8 protein-coding genes are annotated in these 12,292 nt (G+C 63.4%); 4 read left to right on the top strand and 4 right to left on the bottom strand.

Annotated elements, in window-relative coordinates:
• Positions 1-55 precede the first annotated feature (55 nt).
• A complete protein-coding gene (locus CNX70_RS09460) occupies positions 56-1,198 on the top strand; it encodes an esterase-like activity of phytase family protein (protein ID WP_096234485.1) in 1,143 nt (380 codons plus the stop codon).
• On the opposite strand, the gene CNX70_RS09465 is transcribed toward CNX70_RS09460, so the two are convergent.
• The 4 genes from CNX70_RS09465 to CNX70_RS09480 all read right to left on the bottom strand — a co-directional run bounded on the left by CNX70_RS09465 (position 1,167) and on the right by CNX70_RS09480 (position 8,630).
• The gene (locus CNX70_RS09465) at positions 1,167-3,326 is read right to left on the bottom strand and encodes a putative bifunctional diguanylate cyclase/phosphodiesterase (RefSeq protein ID WP_096234486.1); all 2,160 of its coding nucleotides are present in this window, start codon (positions 3,324-3,326) and stop codon (positions 1,167-1,169) included. The two genes, CNX70_RS09460 and CNX70_RS09465, sit on opposite strands and share 32 nt — an antisense overlap.
• A 1-nt stretch (position 3,327) precedes the next feature.
• The gene (locus tag CNX70_RS09470; RefSeq protein WP_096234487.1) at positions 3,328-6,177 is read right to left on the bottom strand and encodes a hybrid sensor histidine kinase/response regulator; all 2,850 of its coding nucleotides are present in this window, start codon (positions 6,175-6,177) and stop codon (positions 3,328-3,330) included.
• 192 nt (positions 6,178-6,369) lie between these two features.
• Positions 6,370-6,570, bottom strand: a complete 201-nt coding sequence (locus CNX70_RS09475; RefSeq protein WP_010396213.1) for a YbdD/YjiX family protein — start codon at positions 6,568-6,570, stop codon at positions 6,370-6,372.
• On the bottom strand, positions 6,570-8,630 hold the full coding sequence (locus tag CNX70_RS09480) for a carbon starvation CstA family protein (RefSeq protein ID WP_096234488.1): 2,061 nt from the start codon (positions 8,628-8,630) through the stop codon (positions 6,570-6,572). Before CNX70_RS09480 ends, CNX70_RS09475 begins: the two co-directional genes overlap by 1 nt.
• A 245-nt stretch (positions 8,631-8,875) precedes the next feature.
• On the opposite strand from CNX70_RS09480, the gene CNX70_RS09485 reads away from it, so the two are divergent.
• From CNX70_RS09485 to CNX70_RS09495, 3 genes are all read left to right on the top strand, one after another.
• Positions 8,876-10,246 carry a cache domain-containing protein gene (locus CNX70_RS09485; RefSeq protein WP_096234489.1) on the top strand — a complete coding sequence of 457 codons (1,371 nt, stop codon included), beginning with the start codon at positions 8,876-8,878 and terminating at the stop codon, positions 10,244-10,246.
• A 28-nt stretch (positions 10,247-10,274) separates the two neighbouring features.
• Positions 10,275-10,904, top strand: a complete 630-nt coding sequence (locus tag CNX70_RS09490; RefSeq protein ID WP_096234490.1) for a response regulator transcription factor — start codon at positions 10,275-10,277, stop codon at positions 10,902-10,904.
• Between the two features lie 263 nt (positions 10,905-11,167).
• Complete coding sequence (locus CNX70_RS09495) at positions 11,168-12,292, top strand: EAL and HDOD domain-containing protein (protein WP_341865565.1); 1,125 nt, start codon at positions 11,168-11,170, stop codon at positions 12,290-12,292.

Genomic DNA, 12,292 nt, shown 5'->3' on the forward strand with positions numbered 1-12,292 from the left:
CCGTCGGGTCTGACCCCAGCTTTTGCTTTTGGGTTCAATTAATTTCGGAATCAGCATGCCTCAACCGTTCCATCGCGCGCGCGCCGCGCTTGCCCTGGCGTCCGCCGCCATCCTTCTCTCCGCCTGCGCCAGCTTCCCGCACGACGCGCCGATTGCCGGCCTGCGCCTGATCGGCGAACAGCGCATCGCCTTGAAGCAGGCGTTCGAGGGCACCACGGTGGGCGGCTTGTCCGGCATCGACTACGATGCGGCCAACAAGAGCTGGGTGATGGAAAGCGATGACCGCTCGGAAATCAATCCGGCCCGCTTCTACCGCGCTGCCTTGAACTATGACAGCAAGGCGTTTACGGGCGTGACCTTGAACAGCGTGCATTTCTTCACGCAGCCTGACGGCAGCCGCTACCCGAACCTGGCGCATGCAAAACTGGACCAGGGCGACCAGGTGCCCGACATCGAGACCATCCGCGTCGATCCGCAGGACGGCAGCCTGTGGTATGGCAGCGAAGGCAACCGCAAGGTGGGCCTGCACCCGTTCGTACGCCACGCCGATAGCGGCGGCCACTACCTGGCAACCTTGCCCACGCCCGCCATGTTCAAGGTTTCGCAGGAGGAAACGGGATCGCGCAACAACATGAGCTTCGAGGCACTATCGTTCTCGTCGGATGGCAAGAGCCTGTGGCTGGGCATGGAAGCGGCGCTGTACCAGGATGGCCCGCTGGCTACGCCCGACAATGGCTCCGTGGTGCGCATCACGCGCCTGGACCGCGCCGGCACCGTGCTGCGCCAGTATGCGTATCCGATTGAAGCCGTGGCGTCGCGGCCTGCGCCGGGGCGCGAAGCGGACAATGGCGTGTCGGAAATCCTTGCGGTGAACGACCATCAGGTGCTGGTGGTGGAACGGGCCGGCGTGGAGCACGCCGATGGCGTGTATTCGAACCATGTGCGCATCTACGCGATGGACACCGATGGCGCCACCGACATCCAGTCCATGCCGGCGTTGGCGGGCGCGAAGTACGTGCCGGCGCGCAAGCGCCTGCTGCTGGACCTGGAAAAGATCGGCCTGGCAAGAATCGACAATATCGAAGGCATCAGCTGGGGCCCGCGCCTGGAAAACGGCCGCCGCAGCCTGGTGATGATTTCCGACGATAATTTTAATCCGCAGCAAGTCACGCAAATCCTTGCCTTCGAAGTGCTCTAGTTTCCAGGCTGGCCAGCTGGTCGGTCTGCCTGACCAGCATGGCCGTAATCGTGTCGTGCGGTGACGGGTGGCCTAAAAAGTATCCCTGCGCCATGTCGCAGCCGTATTCTTCCAGCATCAACAACTGCTCGTCCGTCTCCACGCCCTCGGCCACCACCACCATTTTCAAGCCATGCGCCATGGCGATGATGGCGCGCGTGATGGCCGCGTTTTCCGTATCCTGCGGCAAGCCGGCGATAAAGCTCTTGTCGATCTTCAAGGCCCGCACGTCGAAGCGTTTCAAGTAATTCATTGACGAGTATCCCGTGCCGAAGTCGTCGATCGACAGGTACACGCCGATGCCGCGCAATTGCTCCAGCGTCACCATGGTGGCGCGCGCATCGTCCATCAACGTTCCCTCCGTCAATTCCAGTTCCAGCAGGCGCGCATCGAGGCCCGTGTCGGCCAGCGCCGAGAGCACGATCTGCATCAGGTTTTCATCCTTGAATTGCTTGGCCGACAGATTGACGGCCATGCGGATGGCGCGTCCGCCATCGCTTTGCCAGGCCTTGGCCTGGTTGCACGCCGTGCGCAGCACCCATTCGCCGATGGGCACGATCAGTCCCGTCTCTTCGGCCAGCGGGATGAATTCCGTGGGCGAAATGATGCCCCGCTCGGGATGGCGCCAGCGCACCAGCGCTTCCACGCCGACGATCTGTGTGCTGGGCACGTCGATCTGCGGCTGGTACAGCAGGTACAGCTCGTTGTTCTGCAAGGCTTTCCTCAAGCCCACTTCCATCTTGACGTGGCTCATGATTTCCATCGTCAGCGATGAGCTGTACAGCTTGGCGTTGTTCTTGCCGCAGTTCTTCGCGTGGTACATGGCCGTGTCCGCATATTTGAGTAGCGAATTGCAGTCCTCGCCATCTTCCGGATACAGCGAAATGCCGATGCTGGCCGTGACGAAAATCTCGTGCGCCTCGATCATGAAGGGCCGGCGCATGGCTTCCTTGACCCGATGCGCCACGTTCAGCGCGTCTTCCACCCGTTCCAGGTCGGGAATCAAAATCGTGAATTCGTCGCCGCCCAGGCGGGCCAGGTTGCTGCCGCCGAAGCTGGCCTCAAACTCGTGTTCGGCGCGCAGCACCAGGTCGCTGGGACGGATGGTTTCGCGCAGGCGCTCGGACACCACCTTGAGCAGATGGTCGCCCACGTCGTGCCCCAGGGTGTCGTTGATGCGCTTGAAGGCGTCGAGGTCCATGAACAGCACGGCGAATTTCTTGTCGTGCTCCTTCGAGCGCAGCAGTTCGCGCTCCAGGGTTTCCAGGAAGGCTTGGCGGTTGGGGATGCCCGTCAGGCTGTCGCAATAGGCGAGGCGGCGGATCTGCTCTTCCGTGCGCTTGCGCTCGCTGATGTCGCGCACCAGGCCCAGCACCTCGTCAGCCCCCGTCGCCACCAGGCGCGCCTCGAAATGGCGCGTGCTGTCTTCGTGCGTGAGCGTGTAGTCGACCGAGCCGATGTGCTGCGTGGCCAGCACGGCGTGGGCCTGGTCCAGCAGGCGCGCGGCGATTTCGGGCGGCAGCACATCGCCGATATGGCTGCCCACGCAGTCGCTGAGGGAAAAGCCGGCGCTGGCGTCGTGCCCCTGTTCATAGTCGAGATAAAAACCTTCGCGATTCAGGCGAAAGAAGGTGTCGGGGATGGCGGCCAGCACGGCACGGTTGTGCGCGTCGGCGATACGCAGGCGGGCGATGGCGTCGCTGGCGCGCAGCACGTACAGCACGCGGTGGCCTAGGATGGGCCAGTTGATGGGCTTGGAAATGAAATCCGTGGCGCCCACCTCGTAGGCGCGCGTGACGGCTTCCAGTTCGTCGCCGCCCGTGACCATGATGATGGGCACGCTGCCGCCCACTTCCTGGCGGCGGATTTCGCGGCACACGGCAAAGCCGTCCAAGGCCGGCATGTCGACGTCGAGCATGACCAGGTCCGGCCCGCTGTGCTTGTAGCTGGCCAGCGCCTGCACGCCGTCTTCGGCCTCGATCACGTCCAGGCCTACCTGCGTGAGCATTTGCCGCATCAGCAAGCGCATCACGGGATCGTCGTCGGCCACCAGCACCAGGCCGCGTGGCGGAGGGAGGGGCGCTGTCATGTCAGTGTTCCTTCACGAGAATGGCGCTCAGCGATTCGCGTACGGCCAGGAAGGCTTGCTGCATCTGCTGCAGCAGGGCAGCCGCGCCCTCGGTACTGCCGGCGCGGCCCAGTTTTTCCATCTCCTTGCATAGCTGCGCCAGGCCATCGGCGCCCACGTTGGCGCTGCCCGACTTGAGGCTGTGCGCCACCTTGCGCAGCGCTTCCGCATCCGCGCCGGCAATCGCTGCGCGCATGGCGCTCAACTGGCGCGGCGTCTCGCTGGTGAAAGCCAGGATGACGCGTTCCAGCAGCGCATCGCCATCGGTGCGTGACAGGGCGCGGATATTTTCCAGCGCCTGCCGGTTCAGCGGCCGGCCGGAAGGCGGCGCGGCGGACACCGGCGGCGGCACCTCCGGCAATGTCTGCGGCTCCGGCTCCTCGCTGTGGTGCACGCTGGCCGCGCGCGGCAGGGTGATCCAGCGCGCAATCGTGTGGCCCAGGTCTTGCTGCGTGAATGGTTTGCTCAGGTAATCGTCCATGCCAGCCGCCAGGCATGCTTCGCGGTCACCCTGCAGCGCATTGGCCGTGATGGCGACGATGGGCAGCACGCGCGCGTGGCCGCACTGCTGTTCGTGGCGGCGGATTTCCGCCGTGGCGGCAAAGCCGTCCATCACGGGCATCTGGCAGTCCATCAGTATCAAATCGAAATCCTCGGCCTGCGCCGCCTGCAAGGCTTCTTCGCCGTTGTGCGCGCACACCACGTCCAGGCCCAGGCTGTCGAGCATGGCCAGCGCCACTTCCACGTTGACGCGATTGTCCTCGGCCAGCAGCACGCGGCGGCGCTGGCGCCGGCCCACCTGACGCGCCGCGTGCGGCGGATGGATGCGCATGCCCTCGCTGGCGCGCGGCGGCGTGACGATGCAGTCGAACAGGTCGCATTCGCGGGCCGGCTTGATCAGCTGGAAGGCCACGCCCGCCTCGCGCCGCTGCACGGGGTCGGCCGCCGCCTGTTCCGTGCTCAGCAGCAGTAATTTGAGGTCGGCCAGCAGCGGGTCGCTCTTGATGGTGGCGGCCAGGGCCAGGCCGCTGGTGCGCGGCAATTCCATATCGAGCAGGGCCACGGCATACGGCGTGCCCGCCTGCGCGGCCGCGCGCAGCTTGGCCAGGCAGTCGCTGGCCGTGCCGGCGCTGTCGCAGCCGATGTGCCAGCTGGCCAGCTGCCGCTCCAGTACGGCGCGCGTGGCGGGTGTGTGGTCGACGATCAAGGCGCGTAATCCCCGTGTGGTTTTCAGGTTGAAGGACGGGTCATCGCTGTCGACCCGCCGCTTATCGAAATTTACTTCGAACCAGAAGATCGAGCCTTGCGTTAAAGCATTATCAACGCCGATAGTGCCGCCCATCAGCTCCACCAGTTGTTTCGAGATCGTCAAGCCCAGGCCCGTGCCGCCGTGCTTGCGCGTGGTCGAACCATCGGCCTGCGAGAACGATTCGAAGATGCGCGTCTGTGCTTCGCTCGACACGCCGATGCCCGTATCGTGCACCTCGAAGCGTAAGCCCACGCTGGGCGCGTCTTCGCTGCAGACGGTCACTTTCACGGTGACTTTGCCCGTTTCCGTGAACTTGATGGCATTGCCCAGCAGATTGACGATGATCTGGCGCAAACGGTTCGGGTCGCCGCAAATGGCGATGGGAATGTCAAACGCGATATCGAATTCCAGGCTGATGTTTTTCGCTTCCGCCTGCGGCGCGAACACGTGCTCTATGTCGTCGAGCAATTCGCGGAAATTGAAGCGGATGTATTCCACGCTCAGCTTGCCCGCCTCGATCTTGGAGAAATCGAGGATGTCGTTGATGATCACCAGCAAATTCTGCCCCGAGCGCTGCACCATGCTCGTGTAGTGGCGCTGCTGCGGGCTCAAAGGGCTGGCCAGCAGCAGTTCCGTCATGCCCAGCACGCCATTCATCGGTGTGCGGATTTCATGGCTCATGGTGGCGAGGAAGGCGCTTTTCGCCTGGCTGGCCGCCTCGGCCGCATCCTTGGCCTTTTCCAGCTGCGCCGTGCGCACGCCCACCTGGCGCTCGAGCTGGTCGCGGTAATTGGCCAGGGTACTGTCGCGGCTGTCGATCTGCGCCAGCATGTCGTTGAAACTGTCGATCAGCACGCCCAGCTCGTCGCTGCGCTGGTGCGCGATGCGGTGGCTGTAGGTCTGGCTGCTGGACACTTTTTGTGCCGTATCAATCAGCTTGGTGATCGGTTCGGCAATCACGCTTTTGAAACGCCGCGCCAGGAAGACGGCGATCAGGAAGGACAGCACGGTGGCGCCGCCTATGGCGCCCACGTGGCGGCCGATGTCGCGCCACATGTGGTTCAGGTCTGCCTCGATCAGCACGGCGCCGATGATCTGTTGCGGCTCGCCCGGCCGGTAGACGGGACGGTACAAACGCATGGCCGGCGCCAGCGTCGTGCCCGCGCCTTGCGTGACGGGCTGCACGGCCATGTCGGCCAGCAGGGCCGGGTCCATGTCTTCCGGCGCTGGCAGGCCGTCCGCATGCTGCGGTGCGCGGTACAGGGCGAACAGGCGCCCGCCCCGGTCGAACAGGGCCGCCTGGGCCACCTCGTCGCGCGCGGCCAGCGCGGCCAGCACCTGCGCCGCCTGTGGCTGTGCCGATTTGCCCACCAGCAAGGGCACAGCGCTGGCTGCACCGATCACGCCCGCCAGCGACAGCAATTGCTTGCCTTCATCATTCTTGTGGCTGAGTACGGACGTCAGCGCAAACGCCACGAACACCAGCAGCAGCGCGCAGCCCGATGACAGTACCGAGATCATGGTCAGCTTCTGGCTGATGCTGGAGCGTTGGAAATTGAACATGGTGGCAGCGCTTCTCCGGTCGATACGTTGACTGTTTTTTAATTCCTATTGGAAAAATATAGACGCGAAGACACACCCAGATATTGATGTGGGTCTAAGGGAGGAGAGGGGAGGGGAACTTATACGAGATGAAACAAAAAGGGCGGTCCCGCAGAACCGCCCTCAAATTATTGCTGAGCAACAACACAGGACTTAACAACACCCTCCGCGTTTTCCTGCGCCGCCATAACGGGCTTCCTGGCGTTCGCGGAAGAACTCTTCATACGTCATCATCGGCTCGCCGGGATGGGTCACTTCCCGGTGCGCCACATAGGTGTCGTACTCGGGCAAGCCGCACATGAGCCGCATGCTTTGCCCCAGATACCGTCCAGCCTTGATGATTTCGTCGATCATCATTGCACCGTGGGCATGGCCTGGAACGGCGTTTCCTTGGTGCTCGGCTGGCTGTCGCGGCGCGCCTTCAGGATGGTGCGGATGCCGAAGAACAGCACGCTGATCACGACGATGACGAAGAAGGCGGCCAGGCCGGCGTCGAGGTAATCGTTGAAGATGATCTGCTGCATCTGCGCCACCGACTTGGCCGGTGCCAGCAGAGTGCCTTCATCGAGCGCCGCCGAGTATTTCTTCGCATGCGCGAGGAAACCCACGCGCGGATTGGCGTCGAAGATTTTTTGCCAGCCCGCCGTCAGCGTGCACAGCAGCAGCCAGATGGTCGGCGTGATGGTGACCCACGCATAGCGGCCTTTTTTCATCTTGAACAGCACGCAAGTGCCGAGGATCAGCGCGATGGCTGCCAGCATCTGGTTGGCGATGCCGAACAGCGGCCACAGGGTGTTGATGCCGCCCAATGGATCGACCACGCCCTGGTACAGGAAGTAGCCCCAGGCCGCCACGCACAGGCCCGTGGCCAGCAGGTTGGCGATGACGTTTTCCGTCTGTTTCAGCGCTGGCACGAAGCTGCCCAGCAAGTCTTGCAGCATGAAGCGGCCCGCACGCGTGCCCGCATCGACGGCCGTCAGGATGAACAGCGCCTCGAACAGGATGGCGAAGTGGTACCAGAAGGCCATCATGGCCTTGCCGCCGATGGCGCCGGAAAGAATCTGCGCCATGCCGACCGCCAGGGTCGGTGCGCCGCCCGCGCGCGAGATGATGCTGTGCTCGCCAACGTCCTTGGCCGTCTGCGTCAGCATTTCCGGCGTCACATAGAAACCCCATTGCGAGATCGCCTGTGCGGCGGACTCGGCTGTCGTGCCGATCAGGGCGGCCGGGCTGTTCATGGCGAAGTAGATGCCCGGCTCGATGGTCGAGGCGGCCACCAGGGCCATGATGGCAACAAACGATTCCATCAGCATGGCGCCATAGCCGATGAAGCGGGCGTGGCTTTCGTTTTCAATCATCTTCGGCGTGGTGCCCGAGGAAATCAGCGCGTGGAAGCCGGAGACGGCGCCGCAGGCGATCGTAATGAAGAGGAAGGGGAACAGATTGCCCGACCAGACGGGGCCGGAGCCGTCGATGAACTTGGTCATGGCCGGCATTTTCAGGTAAGGCGCGACGACGATGATGCCTATGGCCAGGCCCAGGATGGTGCCGATTTTCAGGAAAGTCGACAGGTAGTCGCGCGGCGCCAGCAGCAGCCACACGGGCAGCACGGAAGCGATGAAGCCGTAGCCGATCAGCATCCACGTCAGTTCCGTGCCCGTGAACGTGAACATCGGGCCCAGCACGGCCGATTCCTGCACATATTGGCCGCCGATGATGGCCAGCATCAGCAGCACGAAGCCGATGATGGAAATCTCGCCGATGCGGCCCACGCGGATGAAGCGCGAGTACACGCCCATGAACAGGGCGATGGGAATCGTCGCCATCACGGTGAAGCTGCCCCACGGGGAACCGGTCAGCGCCTTGACGACGATCAAGGCCAGCACGGCCAAAATGATGACCATGATCATGAAGCAGCCGAGCAAGGCGATCATGCCGGGAATTTCGCCCAGCTCAGCCTTGATCAGGTCGCCTAGCGAGCGGCCGTCGCGGCGCATGGAAATGAACAGCACGATAAAATCCTGCACGGCGCCGGCAAACACCACGCCCGCCAAAATCCACAGCATGCCGGGCAAATAACCCATCTGCGCAGCCAGCACGGGGCCGACCAGGGGACCGGCACCGGCAATCGCCGCAAAATGGTGGCCGAACAGCACATATTTATTCGTCGGCACGTGGTCCAGGCCATCGTTGTGCTTGAAGGCCGGCGTCATGCGGCGTGCGTCCAGGCCCAGCACCTTGTCGGCGATGAACAGGCTGTAGAAACGGTAGGCGATAAGGTAGACGCAAACGGCGGCGATGACGATCCAGATCGCGCTGATCGGTTCGCCACGTTGCAGGGCGACGACGCCCAGGGATCCGGCGCCGGCAAGCGCAAGCGCTGCCCAGCCGAGCTGTTTGAAAATGCGGTTCATGCTTCCTCCAGAGATTGACGGGCGCTGTGCCGTGCGATGATGTGTGCTGCGGGTCCTGGTCGTCGCCAGTTTGATGTGACTTTTGGTGTATTTGCAGCTTATGGCAAGTATTCAGGAATCGTATAATTGCCGCAAGCGCACGACTACGCAGTAACGCTCAGTATTACTACGCAGGCCGATCACCGCGCCGCGACGTAAAATCACGCATTCCCACCAGCATCGACGCCGCCGGAGCGCGCCAGGCCATGAAACTCAGACAGAAAGTCATCTTCCTGGCCATCACGCCGCTCATCCTCGCCCTGTGCGCCATCGCGTTTGCCGTGCGGCACCAGGCGATTACCCTGGCCGAGCAGCAGCGCGCCACCATCCAGCAAGCCTACCTGGCCAGCAAGGAGGCCGAGCTCAAGCATTACGTGACCCTGGCCAGCCATTCCATCGCCTCGCTATATGGTTCGGGCCGCAAGGATGCCGCCACGCAAGAGGAAGCCAAGCGCATCCTGTCCGCCCTCAGCTATGGCGACGATGGCTACTTCTTCATCTATGATTTGCAGGGCAAGTCGCTGATGCATCCGCGCCAGCCCGAGCTGGTGGGGCAGAATCTGTGGGAGTTGCGCGACGCGGACGGCAATCTGACCATCCAGCGCCTGATGCAGCGCGCCAGGAGCGGCGGCGGCTTCGAGCGCTACAACTGGATCAAGCCCTCGAGCAACAAGTCCGCGCCCAAGCTCGGCTATGTGATATTGATGCCGGAATGGGGCTGGATGATGGGTACCGGTATTTATATGGATGACGTGGACCAGGCGCTGGCCAAGGTTGACGCCCAGCAGTCGCGCAATATCCGCTCGACCATGGAGCTGATCGCCGCCATCGCCATCCTCGGTTCCCTGCTGGTGGCCGCCTGCGGCCTGGTGCTGAACTTGCGCGAATTGCGCGTGGCCGACGCCAAGCTGAAAGTGCTGGCACAGCGCGTGGTCGAATCGCAGGAGGAGGAGCGGGCGCGGCTGTCGCGCGACTTGCATGACGGCATCAGCCAGTGGCTGGTGTCGATTAAACTGCAGATCGAGGCGGGCATCGCGCGCCTGGCCGGTAATGCCGAGCAAAAAGAAAAGGCGCCCGCCACGTTCGAGCGGGCCGCCGAGCAGCTGAACAAGGTGCTGGGCGAGGTGCGGCGCATTTCGCACAACCTGCGCCCGGCCATCCTCGACGACCTGGGACTGGCCGCCGCGCTCGACCACCTGGTGCATGAATTTAACGACAGCAGCAGCGCGCAAGCCAGTTTCACGGCCAGTCCGGCGGCGGCGGGCGAGGGCTTGCCCGACATGGTCAATACCGTCTTGTTCCGCATCGCCCAGGAAGCGTTGACCAATTGCGAGCGCCATGCCCACGCCCGCGGCGTGGAAGTGAGCCTGCGCGAGGCGGGCAAGGCGGTGGAATTGCGCATCCAGGATAATGGCGGCGGCTTCGACTTCGACGGCATCGCCCTGCATCCGCAGCGCGGCATCGGCCTGCGCAACATGACGGAACGCATGGAAGCCATCGGCGGCAGCCTGCACATCACCTCGTCGCCGGCCGGCACCCTGGTGCTGGCGCGGCTCGCCCTTCCCCCCACACACTGATGAACAGATACCGAGAAGATACCGAAACATGACCGAGACGATCAACATCCTGCTGGTGGACGACCATCCCCTCGTGCGCGACGGCTTGCGCGCGCGCCTGGAGGCGGTGGCGCATTTCGACGTGGTGGCCGAGGCGGGCGGCGCCGACGAAGCCCTGGCCCAGGCGCGCCTCCACCAGGTGGATCTCGTGTTGATGGATATCAATATGCGCGGCATCAACGGCATCGAAGCGACGGCCCTGTTCAAGCAGGCGTTTCCGCAGATTGCCGTACTGATCCTGTCCATGCACGACAAGCTCGAATATGTGTCGCAAGCCATCGCCGCCGGCGCGCGCGGCTATGTGCTCAAAGATGCCCCAGGGAAAGATATCGTCTTCGCCATCGAGACGGTGATGTCCGGCGGCATTTATTACAGCGCGGCCCTGGCGCGGCAGTTATCGCGCCCGCAAGTGCACGATTCCTTTCTCACCACGCGCGAGCAGGAAGTGCTGCAACACATCGCGGCGGGCCAGTCGAACAAGCAGATCGCCCGCGACCTGGACTTGAGCGTGCGCACGGTGGAGACGCACCGCCTGAACATCAAGCGCAAGCTGGGCATCGAAGGGCAGGCCGAATTGATCAAATATGCGGTCGAACATGCGCATGGCGGCGGCGCCTGAACGGCGCTCGCGTCACGGTGAATTTTTCAAACCCGCATGACAGGCGGGTCTCCCGGGGGGAGTGTTTTTTTGAATATTTATTGCCAAAATTAAACTGTTTCACGGGTGAGATTCGGATAGAATGATTCTCGCTGTCGAGGGCATCCCTGTCGGGCCAGGGTTGCCAATGCTGGTCAGTTTATTTACTATGGCGCCCTACCCACACTGAGATACCGATGTCAGCGTCTGAATCAAACCTGTTTCCGTTGGTGGGATTACAAGCAGTGGCCAATGCTCATAACGAGTGGGTCGCTGTCACCTTGCATGTACCGCAGGCCTCGACGGCGCCTCTGCTGGCGGCGCTGGCAGCTGCCGATGCGTATGCCTTCCTGGCGCCGCTCGACTGCATCATTCCCCTGGCCGACCCGCATGGCGTGGACGAGGCCGTGCTGGCGCAACTGGTGCCGCAACGCACCATTTTCCGTTTGCCGGCGCAGCTTGCCGGCGACAAGCAAATCCAGAAAAAATGCCAGCAATGGCGCGACGCCGGCTATCGCATCCTGCTCGATGGCGCCGATGCCAGTCCCGTGGTGGCGGCGCAGGTCGACGCGCGCGCGCTGAGTTTTGACGCGGCGGGCGCACGCCCGGCCCTGCATCAGCTGCTGCCCTTGCCGGGGCCGCACCTGGCCTACAACATCGTCGACGCGGCGCAGCTTGCCGCATTGCAAGAAATCGGCGTGAGCTGGTTTGCCGGCGACTACGCCTTGCAGCATGCGCGCCAGCAAAGCGAGCCGGAAGACGCCACCTCGCGCCGGCGCTTGCTGGCGCTGCTGGGCCTGCTGGCACGCGATGCCGACGCGCACGAGCTGGAAGTGCCGCTCAAACAGGACCCATCGCTCAGCTATCATCTATTAAAACTGGTCAATTCGGCCGCCTTCGGTTTCACGGCGCCGATTACCAGCTTCAGCCAGGCCATCAGCCTGCTGGGCCGGCGCCAGCTGCAGCGCTGGCTGCAACTGCTGCTGTATGCGCGGCAACAGGATGATGGCAAGATCCACGCGCTGCTGCCGCTGGCGGCCGTGCGCGCAGCGCAGATGGAAGCGCTGTGCCAGCTGCGCGGTGGCGACCGCGATGCGCAAGACCTGGCCTTCATGGCGGGCGTGTTTTCCCTGCTCGACGTCCTGCTGGGCATGCCGATGCACGAGATCATCGCCACCCTGAACCTGGCGCCCGAAGTCAACGACGCCTTGCTGGAACGCAATGGCGAGCTGGGCACCTTGCTGGCGCTGGTCGAAAGCGCCACGCCGCCGCCCGAAGTCTTGCGCCGTGCCGGCATCGATGGAGAAACCTATTGGCGCAGCCTGCTACAGGCCTACCAATGGGCCATCCAGGTCAGCCGGAACCTCTAG

The sequence above is a fragment of the Janthinobacterium svalbardense genome (genome assembly GCF_002327145.1).
Lineage (GTDB): Bacteria > Pseudomonadota > Gammaproteobacteria > Burkholderiales > Burkholderiaceae_D > Janthinobacterium > Janthinobacterium tructae.